Raw genomic sequence first — 19,213 nt, forward strand, 5'->3', positions numbered from 1 at the left:
AAGCTACTTTGGAGCTACATCCCCGTGGGATGATCGATGAACTCCCACGGAAGGCCGAAGGTGTTGTTCAGATGTTCTGCGAGGGCGACGACGCCGAAGGTCTCGGTGGCGTAGTGACCGCCGTAGAGGAGATTCACGCCCAACTCTTCGGCGAGGGTGTAGCTCCAGTGGGGGCCTTCGCCGGTGAGGAAGGTGTCAATGCCCAGGGCTTTCATGGCGGCGACTTCGGAACCTGCGCCGCCCGTGACAATGCCGATGTTCCTCACGATGTCCGGGCCTGCTGCGCAGATGTGGGATTTGCCTTCGATGGCTTGCTCGAAGCGTTGCACGAGCTCGATGCGTGGGATCTCGACGGTGGCGCGGACGCCGATGTTGAAGCCTTTGTAGGGGAAGAAAGGTTCCCATGCCGCATCGGGTTCGATGGCACGTCCGAGCAAGATGGAGTTTCCAAGGTCGAGATGGCCATCGAGCGGAAGGTGAGCGCTGTAGATGGCGAGATTGTTTTCGGTGGCGAGTTTGATTTTCTCAAACATGGCGCCGGTGATAGGCTGGAGGCCGCTCCAGAAGAGACCGTGATGCACGAGCAGGAGATCGCAGCCGCGGGCGATGGCGGCCTTCACCACGGGCAGGTGGGCGTCCACGGCAGCGGCAATCTTTGTGATCTCACCGCGAGTGTTTTGAAGCTGCAGACCGTTGAGTGCTGGTGGGTAGTCCGGGACGGTGCTGACTTGCAGCAGGTTATTGAGATGCGTGGTGAGGTCCGCGAGCTTCATGAGGGGATGGTAGCATACCAGCACAACGCCGGCAGTCGCTAGTGAATGTGGAAAGGCGATGTCAGGGGTGATGTAGCGCCGCCAGGATTAGCCGCAAAAAGACGCAAAAGGCTCAAAAAATTAGGAGCTGATGCCAAAATGAAATCAGCTCCCATCACTTGTTTTTATTAGCGTTGATTAGCGCCCATTAGCGGTCCGCGAATTCACTCACGGACTCGGCAACAGCGTCGACAACTCCGAACGCGACACGAGATGCTCGGAGGCTTGTTGAAGCCAGGTGGCATCGGGGGCGGCGTAGGGGCGGAAGGTTTCGAGGGTGCCTTCCTGTTCGTTGTAGTAGAGGGCGCGGTGGAGGCCGAGGTTTCCGGCCTTGGGTGAGTCGATGAGGCTGGCGGAATCGTTGGCGCTCATCTGGAAGACGACGCGCATCTCAAATTCGCCCAGGGCCTTGCGGCTCATGGAGCGGTTCAGATTATTGTACGTGTCCACCGTGGTGATGACGTGGATACCCGCACCGCTACCCTCGGTGATGAGGGTGTTGAACTGCGAGGCGGGATTCGAGCCGGAGGAATCATCCATCGAGAAGGAGAAGTCGTCCTCCTGGCGGAGCTTCTTGAACTTGTGCAGGCCGTGCACAATCAGGAAGGTGCGTGGGGCATCCGCACCATGTTCGGGACTGACGGTGCGGGTCTTCAGTTCTTCGGAGAGGATCTCCATCGCGCCGCTGATGTCCTGGCCACGGGCCACGGTGACCTCATGCGGGACCATGCCGGCCACGCGCTCAAAGAACTCCGCATCCTGCGAGCCGGGATTCGCGCTGTGGAAGAGCACGATTTTCAGCGTCCCAGGAGGATGCTGCGCGGCGAGGGAGAGCATGGACATGCCGAGCATGACCACGGCCGCTTCGTCGCGCTGGCCCACTACGAGCAAGTGATTGCCACTCTGGCGATGGAAGACCGCTTCCGTGGGTCCCTTGATGGAATTCGGCGCGCCAAGCCAGCAACGAGCAGCAACGGGTGCAGTTGCCGGGGGCTTGAGCAGGTAGTGACGCAGGCGTTCGTTCTCGCGGATGTCGGCAGGTGCATTGCCTTCGAAGACGACCGGAGCGGGATGCTCGTCGTTCTTGGCCACGGCCATCTCGTGCACCTTCGCGAGCCACTTATCGCGCTCTTCATCGGAGAGCCAGCACACCTGGAAGGGGCTGTTCCCCTCGATGGCACCGGCAGCGTCGTTGTAGATGCCCTCACCGGGACGGGAGAGCAGGCGTGGCGCGGCGTTGTTCTCATCCATGATGAGATAGGCATCCGCTTCATTGCACTGCAGGGCGACACGAATGACCATCTGACCGAGGGTGGCGCGGGCGAGCGAGTAGGAGCCACCCAAGGTCTGCGAACCGAGCAGCACATGAATGCCGAAAGCACGGCCCTGACGCACGATGCGGTCGAAGAGCAGTGACGCAGTCTGCGCAATGGTGTCGTCATCGACGAAGAACTCCTGGAACTCATCGATGATGAGCAGGGAGCGCGGCATGGGCTCGGCGCCGCCAGCTCGCTTGTAGCCGGCCACGTCCTGCACGCCCAGCTTGCGGAAGATGTCCCCGCGACGTTTCAGTTCATCATCCACACGCTGGAGCACGCTGAGGCCGAATTCGCGATCGCTCTCGATGGCAACCACACGCGCATGCGGCAGTTTGTTTTCCGCGTAGCACTTGAACTCGACGCCCTTCTTGAAGTCGATGAGGTAGAACTCCACCTGGTCCGGACTGCAGGTGAGCGCGAGATTGGTGATGATGATGTGGAAGAGGGTGGACTTACCGGAACCCGTCTTACCCGCGAAGAGCGCATGCTGGCGCGTGCCCTTGCCGATGGCGAGGTACTGCAGCTTCGTGGCGCCGGTGCGGCCGATGGCAATGCGCAGTTCGTTCGTGGTATCGCCGGTCCACAGTTCTCCGGGCGCGGGCGCAATCTGCTCAAAGGGCACCTCCACACGATTGGAGTCAATGCTCGCCTTCCCGATGCGGTGCGCAAGCGCGGCGGCATCCTCCGGCAGAGGTGGCGCATCCAGTGTGAGCGTGGTGCCCGTCTTCGCCTGCGGATAGCCGAGGATGAAACGGTCCTTCTGCTTGATGAGCCGGATGCTGCTCTGCTGCAGTTCATCTGGCGAGAAGCCATCCGGCAGGGGCTGGCGCTGATCCCAGTGGATGAGCGTGTACACGCCGCAGCGAGGGCCGCTGGTGGCGATGCTCTGCAATCTGCGCGCGGCGACTTCACTGAAGTTTGCCGGGAAGTCCGCCACAATGAGGAAGTGATACTTCTCTGCCACACTGCCCGCCTGTTCATTGTACTCGGTGATGGTGGCGTACTCGTTGCGCAGGTACATCTGGATCACCTTCTCGATGTGCTCACCGAGTTCCGCGAGGCGTTCTTCAATCTGGTCACGTTGGGTCCAGATGCGGCGGTTGATGATGCCCTCCTCATAATCCGCAAGGTGCATGAGGCCGGCAAAGTTTTGTCCAAGCCCCACCGGATCGATGATGGTGAAGGCCACCTTCCCCGGAGGCGTCTTGGCGAGCAATCGCAGGATGATATTGTTCAGCGTGCCGACCACGGCGGGTTCGCCGGAGATGCCGCCCTCGAAGAGCACAGAAGCCTCATCCGGCATGGAAAGCGAGATGGGCAGCGAGTACGTCGTGCCGGCAGGCAGGGCCAGGCGCGGATCCTTGGGAACAGACACCCGCTGGGCCAAGTCCACATCGAGACGTCCGAACCGTGAGAAGGAGGTGAAGTCGCGCGGAGGCTGCCAGGTATCCGCCGTGATCTGCGACCACGCCGGGAACTCTGCATCCCCCGTTTCATTCATCTGCACGATCTCCTCATGCAGATGCGTGACGCGCTCCTTCCAGTCCGACTGCAGTGTCTCCCAGGAGGTCTTCTCATGGGAGGAGTAGGCGGAAGACTCGGTGGCGTGGCGTTCACGGGCCTCCTGGCGCTGTGATTCCGCCTGTGCATGGAATCCCTGCACCTGAGAAGGTCCCTGGGAAGTGATGGCAGCCACCTTCGAACTATGCGCCGCGTCGATGCGTGCCATCACTCGCGGATACTGCGCGTCGATGCGGGCCTTCTCCGTGCGCTCGAATTCCTTCTGCACCGAGTCCGCATGCTGGCTCTGCTCCTGGATGTTCGCATTCGCTTCGTCAATGGCGCCTTGATAGCGCTGCCTCATGTCCTCGCGAAGTTTGTCCGAGCCCGCTGCCACCAAATCCAGCAACCGGCGCGCCTCAACGAGTGAGCCTGCAATGCGCTTCGCACTCTCACCGCCCTGGCTTCCGCCCATGAAGTGCAGGACCCAGAAGACCAGGAAGATCGCCGCCGCCGCGATTCCCGCGATGGTCACTGAAGTCTGCGAGGCTCCGGGCACGTAGATGATGGCCGCGCCAATGAGCAGCGCCACGATGAAAATCATCCACAGGGGGACCATCGCGAAGAACTTCGGCAGGGCCAGGGCCTTGAAGGCAGGGAGTTCCTGCTCCGCCACATCGAGATGACCTCCGGCATCCACCAGCATCTGGTGAAGCACGCCCGGATCCTGCGGCACGGGCTCGCCTGCACGCGGAGATTTGCGGCGCAGCCGGCGGAGGAACCCACCATACCCGCCGAAGAGCGTGCCCGCCTGCCGACGCATCTGATCCTGCCGCTCCGAATAGGCCGGGACATGCTGGGTGGGATTGCCCATCCCCTGCTCCAGCGCATTGAGGTCAGAGGCCAGTTGCCGCTCCAGGCGGAAGCGTTGCATCTGCAGCTCACTCATCCAGCGATCTCGGGTCTCACGCGCACGGCGGGGGAGGTTCCTCACACGGTTCTTCTGTGTGCGTTCCACGCGGGCGCGACGGCTGGCGTACCTGGCCTCGATGCGTTCCTCCTGGGCCTTCAGCGCGGCTTCCGTCTCCGCGACCTGCGCAGCGAGGTGGGACTCAGTATGGCCGGAGGCCTCGTGCAGCCGTCTTTCGACGGCCTGCTGGCGAGCGCGCAGATCCTTGTTGAGCTCCTCCTCCCGCTTCGCGAACTCCGCGACGGTCTTTTCCAGAGTCTCCAGGAGCTGCATGCCCCGGCTTGTTCGCATGTCGGTCATCGTCTTATTCACAATCGCGCTTCAGTTTGGAAAGCAAAGTGTCCATCTCATCCATCACATTCCTCGTGATCTGGACGTAGCCCGGGAGTTTTTCGAGGTACTTGTGCTCGAATTCGGCACTCTTGGCATCCCGCCAGTAGTTGCGGGTGTCCTGCCATTGAATCAAGTATTCCTTGAGTATCTGGCCAAGGTTCGAGGCGGCGGCTTTGGTACTCATGCAGTCGGAGGCTTCTCGTCAGGGGTTTCGGGCAGAGGGAGGTCCGCTGCCGGTGGCGCCGAGGCATGCAGCGGGCTCACTTCCGCATAGGACTCAAGCGTGCGCTGGATCTGCACAATGTGCGCCACAGCCTTGGGCAGATCATTGTCCAGGTACTGGCGCAAGACATCCAGTTTCTTGGTCAGAGGGTCAAAGGAGGTGTCAAAATTCCGCAGCCAGCCTTTGATGCGGCGGAGCTTGTCCTCGGCCTCGACCACCGCTTCCTTCGCCTTGCGCACGGCGGAGCGCTGCATGGTCTGGGTGTCATTGAACTCGGAGTACTTGGCAGAAAGCAACTCCTGCTCAGCGCGGTGCAGGTTGGCGGTGCGGCGCTTCAGCTGGCTTTCCCAGTGCGGGCGACGGTCATGCTCCAGCCAGTAGCGGGCTCGACGGACTTCATCGGAGCCCTGGTCCACGGCGGTGCGCGCCTTGGTCATGAAAATGATGGATGCCGCCCGCAAAGAATCGAGCGCATCCAGCGAAGTGACTTTTGCCTGGTCTGCCATGGTGGGAGGATGCCGCTAGCCGGGAAGGAGCGCCATGTTCGACGCGCGCCGGACCTTCACGTTCAACGCTGGTCGAGGTATTGCTCGATGCGCTGCGCCTTGCGCAGGAGGAAGGGCGTGTGCTTCTCCGCAATCTCGGTGAACTTCTTCAGAGCCTTCATCGTGGTGATGAACTCCTCCGCGAACTTTTCATGCTCCTGGTCCTGCCAGGTGCTGCCCAGCGCAGTGAAGCGGGCGTGCAACGCGCCGGCCTTGACCTGCACGTCGTCATTGAAGCGCTTGAGCTCCTTGGCGAAGCGGCGCACTTCCTCGGGATCCATGATTGCCTGGGCCATAAACGTAGGAAATTGAGGTGGAAACGAATGGGGGAAGGATCAAATTGAATACGAGCACCAACCCGCCGGGGAGACCCGGGTTGCGCAGGGCTAAATTCTTTTCGATCCAACCGCGCCGGAAGGCGAATGTCACGAAATTTTGTCTGCGGGGTGGGGCGATTTCGCTTCGAAAACGGTGTCTGCTCCGTAGTGTAAGGCCATTGTGAAGCATGTCCGACGGAAGGGAATGAGCGCAAAGAGCACAAAAGGATGAGGCTGGAAGGGGGAGAAATGTAGAAGGCTTCTCCAGAAGCCTTTCAGGCGTGCGCCTCCGTCAAACGAGGCGCGGAAATCTCGAACTTCCAAGGCTTCTGGAGAAGCCTTCTACTTTCCGAACGTCGCCTCTGCACCTGTGCTCCCGCAAAGCGGAACGAGCCCTCCCACTACATCACCTCGCCCAGCACCCAACCTTCTTTGCGTTCTCTGCGTTCTTTTGCGGCTATTGAACTACAGCGTCCAGTTCACCGCGAGCTGCTGTTCCCTGCCGTTGCGGTCCTTGTATTTCACATGGCCGTGCTGGGCGCCGTATTCGTGGACGCACTTGGTGACTTTCACGTCGTAGGCGCAGTACTCGGCGATTTCGGCCAGCTTACCCTGCTGCCACCAGCGGATGGCCTGGAGACCTTCGGCGGTCTTGCCGACGCCGAGGGTGGCTACGGCGACGTCCTCCAGCTTGGGGCGATGGCCGAGCTCCTTTTCCAGATCCACCATGAGGTCCAGGCTGCGCAGTTCCATGGCAAGGTCGAAGGCGTAGTAACCTCCGAGCACGCCGTAGTCGAAGCTCACATGGTTGAACCCTATCACGAGGCTGGCGGAGCGCAGCTCGGCGATGAGCTGGTTCACCATCTGCTCGCTGTAGATGTTGTACACGCCCTGCCCGGCGTTGTAGGTCACGCCGATGGACATGCCCATCTGGTGCTTGTTGGACCAGCCGCCGACGTCGTTGGCGGTGCGCTGGGTTTCGAGGTCAAAGTAGACGATGCTGCCGGCCATGAGGTTGCTTTCACCTCATGAAGCACAGGCCGCTCACCTGGACAAGTAGTTGCGCCTCGCTGCCTCAAGCTCGGGCCACTTTTGCACCAGCAGGAGGCCGAGGGTCATGGCGACGCCGAGGACGATGCCGGTGAGCAGGACGTAGCGCCAGGGTTCCGGCTCGCCATGCTCCACGCGGGTCTCTGACGATTCATCCCAGGGAGCGACGCGCGACTCCATGATGCGAAACTTCCACCAGAGCATGACCAGCATGGTGATGAAGGGAAGCCCCAGAGCGAGACCTTTCACATACACCAGCAGGCTGCGGTGGAGGGCCTGCCGATACGAAGGAAAACCGCCAGGAAGGGTACGCACCTGGATGCGCAGGAGGGAGCGTCCCGGCGTGGTGCCATAGCGGGAGAGCATCCAGGCCTCCACTGGAACATAGAAAAGTAGAAAGAAAGGCTCCAGCGGGATGAGCGGACGCTCGATCTGCCCAAGCCACTGCCGGGCAGACTCCGGCAGAATCAAGCCCAGCAAGAAGGTGACGGCGCAGAAAAACCACGCCATGTCCAGCATGCGTGCCCAGAAGCGCAGCCACGGCTGGGGCTGGTCCAGCGCGGTGCGGGCCAGTTCTTTCGCGGACTCTGCCTTGGCCAGCATCTCCGGCGAAGGCGGCCAGTAGCTGGAGAAGTCCTCCAGCTCACGGAGCGGCTGCCAGCCTTCCATGCCAAGACGCCAGATGAGTTCGCTGCCACGGAGGCGCCCCTCCCGGATGCCCTGGATGATGTAGAACTGGCTGTGTGGGCCAGTCTGCTTGTCCGCGATGGTGAGGTGATAGTCAGACATCGCGGAGCTCTTGGCGAGAGTGAGGCGGACCTGCGGTCATGAACCGCAGCAGGCTCCTGCCGCGGTCACAGACGGTAAACGATACGCGCCTTGTCCGGATCGTAGGGCGACATTTCGAGCTTCACTTCGTCGCCGATCACGAGACGGATGAACCGCTTGCGCATCTTTCCGGAAATGTGGGCCAGGACCATGTGGCCATTGCGCAGCTTCACGCGGAACATGGTGCCCGCGAGCACAGCGGCCACGGTGCCTTCCACTTCCACGGCATCTTCAGGATTCGTGGGCTCCTCAGGTCCGGGCCGGCCAAACCGGCCGCCACCCATGGGGCCACCACGACCGCGACCGCGACCGCCGCCACCCCCACGACCACGTCCGCCACCGGGCCTGTTCGGCTGCCTGGTGGCTTGGGTGGGACCAAAGCCAGCTCCGGCGGGCGATGAAAGTTCGGACGAGAGAAAGGTAGGACGGAACGGGGAAGACATGCAGTCAATGAGCAAAATCCTGCGCAATAGCAGAAACCGCAACGTGCCGTCACCCAAGGGCGCTGACAAGGAGTTTTTCGCCAGAGATAAAGGGCGGACCGAGGTGACGGCCCGCTTTTCCCCTTACTGGTACTTCTTCAGCAGGTCTTCCGCCTTGTCCGGCTGGATGGCTTCGTGGAAGTCATCCTCCACCATGCAGACCGGACCGAACCCACAACTCGCAAGGCACTCGGCGAACTCGATGCTGTACTTCCCGTCCGGGCTCACCGCGATGGGGTGATGGTGGTCCGTGTGGGAGCGGTCAATATTTGTCACCTTGCACAGGGAGTCCATCAATTCATAGCTGCCTGCCATGGCGCAGGAGAGCGTGCGGCACACGCGGATGTGGAACTTCCCGGGCGCGGTCTGGCGGAAGCCGGGGTAGAAGGTGACCACTTCCAGCACCTTGATGGGCTCCAGCTCCAGCTTCGCCGCGACCCACGTGACCGCCTCCTCGCTGATGTAGCGGAAGTGATGCTGGATGAGGTGAAGGAGCGGCAGCACGGCACTGCGCTTCGAGACGGGGTAATGCGTGATTACCTCATCCATCTTCGCTTCGAGCTCTGCGGGGACTGCCAGTGCCATGGTCGGATATCTGAAAAAGAAAGATTCTACCGGTCGCACTCGCCCATCACGAAGTCGAAGCTGCCAAGGATGGCAGGGACGTCGCTCAGCATGTGGCCGGGGAGGAGCTTGGGCAGGATGCTCAGGTTGATGAAGGAGGGGCTGCGAATCTTCAGGCGGTAGGGGACGCCGCCGCCCTTGCTGCAAAGATAAAAACCGAGTTCGCCCTTGGGATTCTCCGCGCCGAAATACACTTCGCCGGCGGGAGCATCGAGGCCCTGGGTGGCGACGATGAAGTGGTGGATGAGCTCCTCCATCTTCATGAGCACGCCTTCCTTCTTCGGAAGCATGCCCTTGGGGTCGCCCACGTTGATGGCGCCACCGGGGAGGTCAGCGAGCACCTGATTCAGGATGCGGACGCTCTGGCGCATCTCTTCCATGCGGACGAGGTAGCGGTCATAGCTGTCCCCCGTGGTGCCGATGGGGATGTCGAACTCGTACTTGTCGTAGTCGAGATAGGGATTGGCTTTGCGGATGTCGAAGTCGACACCGCTGCCACGCGCATTCGGGCCAGTGATGCCCCAAGTGATGGCGTCTTCCTTCGTGATGACGCCGAGGCCCTGGGTACGGCCGAGGAAAATGCTGTTCTTCGAGAGCAGGGCTTCCAGCTCATCGATGACGGGGAGGATCTCACCCAGGAACTTCTTCAGGCCGGTGATGAAGGCCTCATTCATGTCGCGGGTCTGGCCGCCGACACGGGTGTAGCTGGTGGTGAAGCGGGCTCCGGTGAGCTGCTCGCTGAGATTGTAGAGCTTCTCGCGCTCCGTGAAGGTGTACAGGAACGCGGACATGGCGCCCACGTCCATGGCAAACACCCCCACACCGAGCAGGTGGGAGGAGATGCGGGCCATTTCGCAGCAGATGACGCGGATGGCCTTGCCACGGGCGGGGAGTTCCCAGCCCATGAGCTTTTCCACGGTCATGGCGTAGGCCACGTTGTTGGCGAGGGGGGCCAAGTAGTCCAACCGGTCCGTGTAGGGCACGAACTGGTTGTAATGCATGTTCTCGGCGATTTTCTCATCCCCACGGTGCAGGTAGCCGACATCCGGGTCTGCCTTGGTGATGATTTCACCGTCGAGTTCCAGCACCAGGCGGAGCACGCCGTGGGTGGCCGGGTGAGAGGGGCCCATGTTCAGCACCAGCTTCTCACCAATCATGTCTGACACCGCCTCTTCGTGCAGCGCGGATTTCGCGGCGGCATCGGGAGCTTCAAGTTCGCGGACGGTGGTAGCCATGAGGGAGGCGGAAGGGAGGGGCTGAAAGGGAAAGTGCCCGCGGCAGGGCGTGCGGCAAGATCAATTTGTGAAAAATTTCACAAGCGCGATCGGGGAGTGGACGGGCGCAGCCCAAAAGTAGCGACGGCTTCAGCCGTCTGGGTCAGGGCCATGACTGCGGGTTCGCCGCAAAAAGACGCAAAAGTCTCAAAAGGGATGAGGTCGCTGGGTGGAAGCACTGTGGCTGGGTCATTTCTGGTTAACCGCAAAGGGGCAGAGAGGCAAAGGACGCAGAGGATTATGGGGATGGGATCATGAGTGGTGAATGTGCCTCAAGAATGGTGCCCCTCGATGCGGAGGAGGCAGAGGGCGCGGAGGGATGCTTGCGGGCCTTCTCCGGCCATCCCCCACTCTTTTGAGCCTTTTGCGTCTTTTTGCGGCTACCTCATTCAGTCAGAGCGAACGCTCCACCTGCGCGTCTCTGCCTCCTCTGCTTCGAAACGCAACTACCCCACCCCGTGCCGCGCACCGCGGACCCAAAACCCTCCCCCCCTCTGCGTCCTTTGCCCCTCTGCCCCTTTGCGGTTAACCCGAAGCGTCTCCTTCACCCGCCACTCCCTTCCGCCCACCCTTTTGAGCCTTTTGCGTCTTTTTGCGGCTAATCCTCTCCGCACCACCCGCCTGCCGCTCAAAGTTACACGTATCTTCCGCGTGAACTCTCGAATCGTGCTTGACTCGCCCCCCGCGTATTCGATTGAACAGGGAATGTCGTCCCGCCGAAATGCTCCCAGCAAAAAACCGAAGTCCGACACTGCGGACCCGGTGCTGCGGCCGGAGTGGCTGGTGAAACAGGCGCCGATTGTCGCCAGCGTAGGTCCCACGGATGCGCCGCGGCTCATTCATGAGGACAAGCAACACGGCGCGTGGCTCTACCAGGGCGACTGCCTCGCGCTCATGGAGGCCGCGGTGGACCTGCATCCGAATGGCGTGTTTGACACTATCTTCGCCGACCCGCCCTACTTCCTCTCAAACGGCGGCATGACCTGCAAGAACGGCCGCATGGTGAAGGTGGACAAGGGCGACTGGGACAAGTCCCGCGGCGCGGAGCTGAACCATGAGTTCAACCTCGCCTGGCTGGAGTGGTGCCAGAAGGCGCTCAAGCCCGACGGCACCATCTGGGTGAGCGGCACGCACCACGTCATCTTTTCCGTGGGCTATGCGATGCAGCAGCTCGGGTTCAAGATTCTCAACGACATCACCTGGGAGAAGCCCAATCCCCCACCGAACCTCTCCTGCCGCTACTTCACCCACGCCACGGAAACCGTGCTCTGGGCCGCGAAGTCCGCAAAGAGCAAGCACACCTTCAACTACGCCGCCATGAAGGCCGTGACCGGCAAGCAGATGAAGTCCGTGTGGCGCTTCCCCGCGCCAGGCAAGGACGAGAAGCAGCACGGCAGGCACCCCACGCAGAAGCCGCTCACCCTGGTGGAACGCTGCATCCTCTCCTCCACCAAGGAAGGCGCGCTGGTCTATGACCCCTTCATGGGCAGCGGCACCACGGGAGTCGCTGCCTTGCGCACGGGACGACGCTTCGTCGGCACCGAGATGGAGCGCGACCACGCCACGCTCGCGGTGAAGCGCGTGAGCCATGCGCTGTCCACACCCGCATCGTCGGCATCATCTTCCATCACACCACATCATCCCTCATTGAATCAACATGGCTGGGCGTAAGACGGCAGTCGCCAACGGAGCGCAGCTCGTGAAGCTGTGCATGGAACTGGCCGCCAAGCTCGGCCTGCAGGCACGCGAACAGGTGGTCGTCGCCCGCCGCATCTGGGGAGCCCGCCGTCGCATCGATGTCGTCCTCACCGACCCCGTCACGCGCAAGACCCTGGGCATCGAGTGCAAGTTCCAGGGCGTGGAAGGCACTGCCGAGGAGAAGATTCCCTCCGTGATTCAAGACATCGCCGCCTGGCCCATCCCCGGCATCGTCGTCTTCGCCGGCGAAGGATTCACCGAGAACATGAAGTCCTTCCTCATCTCCACCGGCAAAGCCGTGGAGTTCGAGGACGTGGAGCCGTGGCTGCGGTTGTTCTTTGGGCTGGAGTTGGAGTGAGGGGGAAGTCTTGCGCCTTGCGCTTTGAATGTGACCTGCTCTGTTCTGTAACATCCTCGCCAAACTCATGGCTGAATTTCCCCACCGTCAGACTCTCATGCAGGCCTCCTTGGAAGCCCTGCAGAAGCTTGGCGGCTCAGCTTCAAAAGAGGAGTTGGTTCAAGAAGTCATCGCCTTACTGAAGCTCCCCGATGAAATAGTGGAGCAGAAACACAAGACACGCTCCGCGACCTACAATCGCACCCATCTCGACTATGAGCTCGCGTGGTCTTGGACTTACCTGAAGCAGCTTGGCTTCTTGGAAAATTCTATTCGCGGAATTTGGGCATTGACCGCGAAGGGCAAGACCGGAACCCTGAAGAACCTTGGCGAGGCCACCGAACGAGAGACAGAAGCTGAGATGAATGCCTCCTCGTGGGAGGAAACACTTCTTCGCTTTCTAATCGATAGGCTCTCTCCCAAGGCGTTTGAGAGATTAATCCAGCGCGTGCTCCGCGAAACGGGATTCAGCCAGGTGGAAATCACCGGCAATACGAACGATGGAGGCATCGATGGCCGGGGCATTGCCACTATCAATGGCATGCTTAGCTTCCGCGTGGTGTTTCAATGCAAGCGCCACAAAGGCGGCGTCGGCGCACCTGTGGTTCGAGATTTTCGAGGAGCCATGCAGGGTAGAGCCGACAAGGGCTTATTGATCACGACAGGGCATTTCACGAGAGAAGCCATCAAGGAATCGAATCGTGACGGAGCCATTGCAATTGACCTCTACGACGGCAGCAAATTGGTCGCAAAACTCAAGACACTGGGTCTTGGCGTCAAAGTCACGCAAGTTGAGCACGTGGAAATCGACGAAGGTTGGTTTGACACTTTGTGAAGCGCCGGCTAGTGCCTCCCTCAGGAGGACACATGCATACAGACTCACTGGTTTGCAAAACGGTTCGAGGACACTTGCTTCGAAACATTGGCAAGGGGCTCAGCATTGCGTCACTGGGTGGGTCAGACTACGGAACATCTGCCGTTGAGGATGCCATTCGAGAGCTGTCGGAAAGCCAGGGATACGTGATTGAAAGATTAGATGCAGACACTCCCGCATCGTTTGTCCTTCACAACCCCGCTCCACTTCCGTGGTTCGACCGCTCAATTCCGCTACAGCTCGTTTCCACCCTCATCGAACAAGATGACATTGCCTGTAGTAGGTGTGGTGCAGTGTCTGGTGAACCAGATCCCTATGACAACACGCGTCGGGTGCGGCTCTACATAGATTGGATAGCTGGCGAACCACAAGTATGCTTGCCCGAGTTGAGCGACCTCCGGGCCATTTGTTCTGTTTGTAATGAGGGTGCCTCAAACATCACGCTGCAAAGACCAACCGCTCACAAACTTCTGGTTCAAATCAGGCGTGCTCCAGCACCTGACCAAATCGAGGTGCTAAAGTGGCTGGCGTCGAAATTTCCTAAGCAGATGGTTGAACTAGCGAGTTCATCCAAGCCAAAGAAGCCTGCCGAATCGTAGGAGCACCATCAATCAGGCGCTCGGAACCATTCACCTCCCCCTTGACATCCGTCCAACAAAGTGTTCACTCGAACACTTATGAACCCACCCATTCATGATGTCGTTGAGCGCGTGCCCGGAGAGGGCGATTCGGTGCGAGTTTGGCTGGGGGATGGCATGGAGTTGGCGGCCATCTTCAGCATGCATTGGTGGGATGAGGCGAAGGCACGCCCCATCCACCCGCATCCGGTACGCTGGCAGATGAGGCAGGGATCCGGGAATGGAAATGCCCCAGGGGAAAGGCAGCCGGAGCTGGGGTTGGGACTTGGCTTGGGGCTGGAGGCTTGAAGCTAGCAGCCCGAAGCCTGCGACGGGGATTACGGGGCGACACTTGGCGAAGGCGGCCGCTCCTTAAAGACGCACAACTCGTCTTCATCGCAGCCAGTCCTGCCTCACCCCACACTCTGGTGGGACCAAATCTTGTTCCCGAAGGGATCCGTCACCTCCACGACTTTCGCATTCCAGGGCATGGTCTGTACGGAGGGATTCATGCGCGGGTGGCGGCGGATGCTGGTGATTTCTTGATGCAGGGCATCGGCGTCATCGACATGAATCACTGCCTTGGAACCTGGAGTGCAGTCACCGTGATGCTCAGTGAGATGAAGCAAGGTGCCCCCGCGGCTGATTTGCAGGTAGCGCGGGTAATCAGGTGTGTACTGGTGCTCCCAGTCCACGGTGAAACCAAGCCAGTCGCGGTAGAAGGCCAGAGCCTGATCGTAGTCGAAGATGCGAAAGACAGGGATGGCGGGCTGGAAGGCCATGACAGTATGGAGTGGGGAGACGCGGTACGAAGGCGTGAAGTCTCACGCCAGAGGCGCCTGCACGGCAGCCGGTGTCATCGGACGCCCCAGCATGCCCTCGCGCATTTCACCCTTCTGATTCGCCTGCCAGTACTGACCGGTGGCAGGCTCCAGGCAGGTGAGCCACTGGCCTCCGTAGGCAAAGGTATCAATGCAGATGCCGTGGCCGAAGTCGCGGGGCTCGCCGTTGCGCTGGGGGGTGTGGCCGCAGACGAGGGTCTTGCCGGAGACGTGGCGTCCGGAGTTCCAATAGCGCTCCCAGTAAAGCATGTGATCCTGCTGCTCATTCATGGGCGCCTCTGGATCCACGGTGGCGTGCACATAGATGTGCGTAGCAGTCTCGTGATAGGGCAGTGTCTTTTGTAGAAAGTCCCAATGTGCATCCGGAATCCCCGCGAGCTTCGTGCCCATGTAGGAGGCGATGGTGGCATCCCCGCCGGCGTCGCACCAATCACGGATGATGGCCTCATCCCGATGCGCCATGAGCATCATAATCTCATGATTCCCCCGCAGCGTGATGAGCTGCACTACTTGCGTGCTGCGCAAGGCCATGAGCCTCTCGATGACACCACACGAATCCGGCCCGCGATCGACATAGTCCCCCAGGGTCACCAACGCATCCTCGGAAGACAAGGGCACGATGGAGAGCAGTGCCTCAAAGGCCGCGAGGCAGCCGTGGATGTCGCCAATGGCAAAGGTTCGCATGGGGATTTGTGACGGAGGGAAGACAACGATGCAAAACAACTATTCAATAGGACTAAAAACCAAAAAAACCAGCACCTCTGTGTGAAAGAGCCGTACACGTGAGCCCCCCATCACCAGCATCTCCCACGCCATCACCTCCAGTCGGCACGTTTTTTGCAGCACAGGAAAAACTGCTGGTGCCAGGAGGAAAATTCACGATTCATGCCCTCTCCTGAATCGTGCTCAAGGCCGCCTCCAGCCGTCATGAGACCCACCAAGAAAACCGGGCTCACAGAGCCCATTCGCCGGAAAACTGTTTCCCTACCTAAACCGCATACTTCCCCCCACCCCAGATGTTTTCCATGAGGATCCCAAGGATGTAACAGATGGGATTTGTATCCACTTGGATGGCCTCAGCAGACACAACCGCGAAGCGGCAGGACCAACTCAGAAGTCCATTCCCGAAATTGCAACGGTGCCGTCATCCAGCTTCATGCATTGCATCTCATGATCCCGACGCTGCTTCCGAGTTTTGTACCTACTTGCGCGAACGCTCCCCTCAAAAACAAGGTCCAGGAAATGGGCGAATTTTGCACGGCGCATGCATCTCAACTGCTCGACCGATTCGCACACTCCGTTCATCCTGAATGGAGCCAGTTGTCGGACTCGAACCGACGACCTGCTGATTACAAATCAGTGAGAACATTGTCACCGATTGTCGCTCATTGTCCGCCATTGTCACACTAAATTGTTGTACTCCAACATTTTGTGGCAAATTGGCTCGGTCACTCGTTGACATGTTGAGTCGAACGCGGACAGTGAAAGTGTCCAAAAAGTGTCCTGCTTTTTGCCATGCATTCAAAGACAGATATCCGGCATTGGCGCAGCGTCGTCTTCAGACCCAAAGTTAGTAAATCGGGTCGGGAGATTCAGCAGCTTTATGTGAAGATTCAATACAGAGGTCGGCGCGAAACGTTCGCGCTACAAACCAACAACCAAGACAAAGCTGCGGAAAAAGCCCGCCAGATCTATCTCTCCCTCGTTGCCAAGGGCTGGGATGAAACGTTGGCGGAGCGTAAGCCCAAGAAGCACAGGGCCGCTGGCAAGGTGGCCACAGTGGGAGACCTAATCAAAGTCGCTTCAGAAAGGAGCGATATCGAGCGCCGCACAGTGGCGGACTACTGCCGGGCTTTTCGCCTCATCGTGGGTCACATTCTTGGCATGGGTGCGGCGCCCAGGAATAGCTCCCGGGATGATCTGCGGAGACGCCAAGCCCGAATTGATCAGACAATGCTTTCGTCAATCACCACTCTGAAGATCGAGCAATGGCGCCACAAGATTCTAGCTACGGCAGCGAGTAAGGGCCCCTCCGTTTCCCGGCGGGCTAAGAACTCTCTGAATTCCCAGCTGCGTCAGGCAAAGTCACTCTTCAGTGGAAACGCGTTGAAGTATTTAGAGGAAGGTAAACTCATTCACAATCCATTCGAAGGGGTGGGTTTGGAGCCCCGGCAGTCAATGCGATATCACAGCGAGATCGATCTCGACCATCTAATCGATTTAGCACTCCATGGTAATAAGGAGCGGGACATTGATCGGCTTCCATCTGCACAATTGAAAGTATTTCTCCTGGCGGCTCTCGCCGGTCTTCGGCGGAATGAAATTGACAAACTCGAGTGGAGCTCGTTTCGGTGGGACGAGAACACGATTCGCCTGCAAGCAACCGACTACTTCAGACCCAAGACGGAAGAGTCACTGGGCGACGTAAATGTCGACCGAGAACTGATGCATGCTCTCCAAACGCTGAGGGGAAACTCAACGAGTGCCTTTGTGGTCGAAGCTCCCTCATCTCCCAGACTCAACGTTGGCTATTCGGCCTACAGGTGCACCAAAGTGTTCGATGCCACCACAAAATGGCTGCGGAATGCCGGGGTTAACACACGCACTCCACTCCACACTCTACGTAAGGAGTTTGGCAGTCTGATGTGTTCGCGATACGGCATCTACGTTGCATCGCGTGCACTGCGGCACCGGGACATTCACATTACTAGCCAGCACTACGTGGACACGAAGCAACGACTTGTTCCAGGTCTGTCGGGCGCCCTGGCTGTGGTGCGTTCGCCCACAGCATGACCCCTCAAAAAGCATGCCATGAGAGCCGACGCACCGATTCAAATATCCGACACCGTCATCCGACCAAGGTCCTCGCGTGAGCTTGTCACCTGTTTCATTGCGGAAAGGATGTGGCAGGAACCAGGAGTCACCGATACGTTCGAGACCATTCTTCCACCTTTGCTTAGTGAGTATGGAATTGTGCATGCACAAATCGTACAGACTTTGGAAGGATATTTTGCAAAACTAGGCGACAATGCGGCCATCAGTGATTTTGCGGAGTTCCCGACATCTGGACGCGTTGACTTCAAAGAGACAATTCTCGGATCGGATCAGCCCGCTGAGGCATTCAACAGTATCTTACGCCGCCATCTCTCGTTTTGCGGAATTCTGCAACCTGACGACTGGCCAGAACAGAAAGGTCCATTGCCGACGCTTCCCGTGATTCCTTGGCTGCTGTTTCGAGGGGCTGTCTTCTCAGACAAGAGGCTTCTGAACTCCACGACGTCTGCTGAACTTGCACGCGCTCTAGCAACTGAGAGAAGTCTGCCAAAGTGGATTAGGGAAAAAATTGTTCCGCAAAACTGCGAGCGATATGTGCGCCGCCTGAAAGATGCGCTTGTCCTCGTCCGAAAGGGCAGATTGAGCCGCTTCAACGAGGCGGGGGGCAACGCTTCAGAGATGGCATCGGCCCTTCCCGAGCTCGCTATCATGTATCCAAAGAGCTTACAAACGCTTGGGGCCACGCTGCTAGACCTGGATAAGTTGAAGAGTGTTCTCGAGTGGATCCCAAACGCTGCCTATAAGAAACACATGGCTGCGAAAGGTGTGCACGTTGACTTTCGGCCGGCACTCAGCCCGGCACAGCTCGCCAAATTAGGGTTGCTTATGGCCGGGATTAGGCCTCAAGCTCTACCCGTCGACTTCACTCCACAGAACCCGCCAAACAAGCCTGCGTTGGGCGATGAAGAATCTGTCAAGGATATTTAGCCTACAGGATCCATTGTCCTCGACCTGTAGGGTGGGACAACTGGAAGAAGGGTCGAGGCCAGCAAAGGTGGCCACGTGCGACCTTTGTTGTCATTCAATGACGTAGCTGCGCTGTGCCGGGTATCCACCCGCACCGTTCGCCGTTTCGTTGCCCGAGGCCTACTAAAGCCGATCCATATCACTTCGAAGACAGTCAGGTTTTCGGAGGCCGATGTGCTTCGCTTGATAGAGGACTCAGGCATCACGAGCGATCAGGATTCGGCTTCTTCGTTCACTGAAATTACGCAAAGTTCGCACGGCCCCCGCAAGTGCGGGGAGAACCGGCGGCACGATTCGCCTTCGACTGCCGGTTCGGACACAAGCTCGCGCGTTGATTCTACGTGCGACTCGATGGGGGTGAAGAAGGAGGAACTCGCATGAGCGACGCCTTCGAATCTCCACTGCGTGCGCCCTCCGAGAAGGTAGCCGCGCACCAGAAACAAGCTCGGCTGAGCGGGTGCAATTCCCGCCGTGCTGACAGTGCATTGAAGCATCGGCCACGCGGCCCCGCCAGGAAGAATGCGGTGGAAGCGGAGCTGGCCGAAAAGCTGGAGGAGCGGGAACTGACCTGCTCCATACCGGCGAGCGAAGAGGCCATGGACAATACGGAACGCGTGAAGGACTGCATCGTCGTAAGCGCTAAGCTGCCTAACTCAGGAGCCGCTCGGAAACGGCGCGGCGGGCAGCATTCAAAAGGAATACGTCCC

General features: G+C 59.4%; 19 protein-coding genes. 7 read left to right on the forward strand and 12 right to left on the reverse strand.

Features of this window, described 5'->3' with window-relative positions; all coding sequences use genetic code 11:
* Window positions 1–14 precede the first annotated feature (14 nt).
* The 10 genes from DES53_RS24750 to nuoD all read right to left on the reverse strand — a co-directional run bounded on the left by DES53_RS24750 (window position 15) and on the right by nuoD (window position 10,238).
* Window positions 15–773, reverse strand: a complete 759-nt coding sequence (locus tag DES53_RS24750; protein WP_113961132.1) for a Nif3-like dinuclear metal center hexameric protein — start codon at window positions 771–773, stop codon at window positions 15–17.
* A gap of 207 nt (window positions 774–980) precedes the next feature.
* On the reverse strand, window positions 981–4,892 hold the full coding sequence (locus DES53_RS24755) for an FtsK/SpoIIIE domain-containing protein (RefSeq protein ID WP_245958255.1): 3,912 nt from the start codon (window positions 4,890–4,892) through the stop codon (window positions 981–983).
* 13 nt (window positions 4,893–4,905) lie between these two features.
* Window positions 4,906–5,118, reverse strand: coding sequence for a hypothetical protein (locus tag DES53_RS24760; RefSeq protein ID WP_113961020.1), 213 nt, complete (start codon window positions 5,116–5,118; stop codon window positions 4,906–4,908).
* The gene (locus tag DES53_RS24765; RefSeq protein WP_113961021.1) at window positions 5,115–5,663 is read right to left on the reverse strand and encodes a hypothetical protein; all 549 of its coding nucleotides are present in this window, start codon (window positions 5,661–5,663) and stop codon (window positions 5,115–5,117) included. The genes DES53_RS24760 and DES53_RS24765 overlap by 4 nt, the downstream gene beginning before the upstream one ends.
* Before the next feature lie 62 nt (window positions 5,664–5,725).
* Window positions 5,726–5,998 (reverse strand): WXG100 family type VII secretion target, encoded by a 273-nt coding sequence (locus DES53_RS24770; protein WP_113961022.1) that lies wholly within the window; start codon window positions 5,996–5,998, stop codon window positions 5,726–5,728.
* Window positions 5,999–6,484: 486 nt separating this feature from the next.
* Window positions 6,485–7,030: a ribonuclease H-like domain-containing protein gene (locus DES53_RS24775; protein ID WP_113961023.1), complete on the reverse strand. Its 546-nt coding sequence runs from the start codon at window positions 7,028–7,030 to the stop codon at window positions 6,485–6,487.
* 33 nt (window positions 7,031–7,063) lie between these two features.
* A complete protein-coding gene (locus DES53_RS24780; protein ID WP_113961024.1) occupies window positions 7,064–7,858 on the reverse strand; it encodes an RDD family protein in 795 nt (264 codons plus the stop codon).
* Between the two features lie 65 nt (window positions 7,859–7,923).
* A complete protein-coding gene (gene infA / locus DES53_RS33970) occupies window positions 7,924–8,340 on the reverse strand; it encodes a translation initiation factor IF-1 (protein ID WP_342782376.1) in 417 nt (138 codons plus the stop codon).
* A 123-nt stretch (window positions 8,341–8,463) separates the two neighbouring features.
* On the reverse strand, window positions 8,464–8,964 hold the full coding sequence (locus tag DES53_RS24790; protein WP_113961025.1) for an NADH-quinone oxidoreductase subunit NuoE family protein: 501 nt from the start codon (window positions 8,962–8,964) through the stop codon (window positions 8,464–8,466).
* A 26-nt stretch (window positions 8,965–8,990) separates the two neighbouring features.
* Window positions 8,991–10,238, reverse strand: a complete 1,248-nt coding sequence (gene nuoD, locus DES53_RS24795; protein WP_113961026.1) for an NADH dehydrogenase (quinone) subunit D — start codon at window positions 10,236–10,238, stop codon at window positions 8,991–8,993.
* Between the two features lie 744 nt (window positions 10,239–10,982).
* Between nuoD and DES53_RS24800 the strand changes: the two genes are divergently transcribed.
* The 4 genes from DES53_RS24800 (at window position 10,983) to DES53_RS24815 (ending at window position 14,172) form a co-directional block, all read left to right on the forward strand.
* Complete coding sequence (locus tag DES53_RS24800) at window positions 10,983–11,948, forward strand: DNA-methyltransferase (RefSeq protein ID WP_211325674.1); 966 nt, start codon at window positions 10,983–10,985, stop codon at window positions 11,946–11,948.
* Window positions 11,935–12,333 carry a PD-(D/E)XK nuclease superfamily protein gene (locus DES53_RS24805; protein ID WP_113961027.1) on the forward strand — a complete coding sequence of 133 codons (399 nt, stop codon included), beginning with the start codon at window positions 11,935–11,937 and terminating at the stop codon, window positions 12,331–12,333. Before DES53_RS24800 ends, DES53_RS24805 begins: the two co-directional genes overlap by 14 nt.
* Window positions 12,334–12,400: 67 nt before the next feature.
* Window positions 12,401–13,207, forward strand: coding sequence for a restriction endonuclease (locus tag DES53_RS24810; RefSeq protein ID WP_113961028.1), 807 nt, complete (start codon window positions 12,401–12,403; stop codon window positions 13,205–13,207).
* Between the two features lie 716 nt (window positions 13,208–13,923).
* Window positions 13,924–14,172 (forward strand): hypothetical protein, encoded by a 249-nt coding sequence (locus DES53_RS24815; RefSeq protein WP_113961029.1) that lies wholly within the window; start codon window positions 13,924–13,926, stop codon window positions 14,170–14,172.
* Window positions 14,173–14,276: 104 nt separating this feature from the next.
* Here the strand turns inward: DES53_RS24815 and DES53_RS24820 are convergent, their stop codons facing one another.
* Together DES53_RS24820 and DES53_RS24825 are read right to left on the reverse strand one after the other, a co-directional pair.
* Window positions 14,277–14,645, reverse strand: a complete 369-nt coding sequence (locus DES53_RS24820) for a glyoxalase superfamily protein (protein WP_113961030.1) — start codon at window positions 14,643–14,645, stop codon at window positions 14,277–14,279.
* A 42-nt stretch (window positions 14,646–14,687) separates the two neighbouring features.
* Window positions 14,688–15,389, reverse strand: a complete 702-nt coding sequence (locus DES53_RS24825) for a metallophosphoesterase family protein (protein WP_113961031.1) — start codon at window positions 15,387–15,389, stop codon at window positions 14,688–14,690.
* Window positions 15,390–16,220: 831 nt separating this feature from the next.
* On the opposite strand from DES53_RS24825, the gene DES53_RS24835 reads away from it, so the two are divergent.
* The 3 genes from DES53_RS24835 (at window position 16,221) to DES53_RS34080 (ending at window position 18,887) form a co-directional block, all read left to right on the forward strand.
* On the forward strand, window positions 16,221–17,498 hold the full coding sequence (locus tag DES53_RS24835; protein WP_113961033.1) for a site-specific integrase: 1,278 nt from the start codon (window positions 16,221–16,223) through the stop codon (window positions 17,496–17,498).
* Between the two features lie 18 nt (window positions 17,499–17,516).
* The gene (locus DES53_RS24840) at window positions 17,517–18,467 is read left to right on the forward strand and encodes a hypothetical protein (protein ID WP_113961034.1); all 951 of its coding nucleotides are present in this window, start codon (window positions 17,517–17,519) and stop codon (window positions 18,465–18,467) included.
* Window positions 18,468–18,542: 75 nt separating this feature from the next.
* A complete protein-coding gene (locus DES53_RS34080; RefSeq protein WP_113961035.1) occupies window positions 18,543–18,887 on the forward strand; it encodes a helix-turn-helix transcriptional regulator in 345 nt (114 codons plus the stop codon).
* The last annotated feature ends 326 nt before the right edge of the window (window positions 18,888–19,213 follow it).

This window comes from Roseimicrobium gellanilyticum, assembly GCF_003315205.1.
In the GTDB taxonomy this organism is placed as follows: Bacteria; Verrucomicrobiota; Verrucomicrobiia; order Verrucomicrobiales; family Verrucomicrobiaceae; genus Roseimicrobium; species Roseimicrobium gellanilyticum.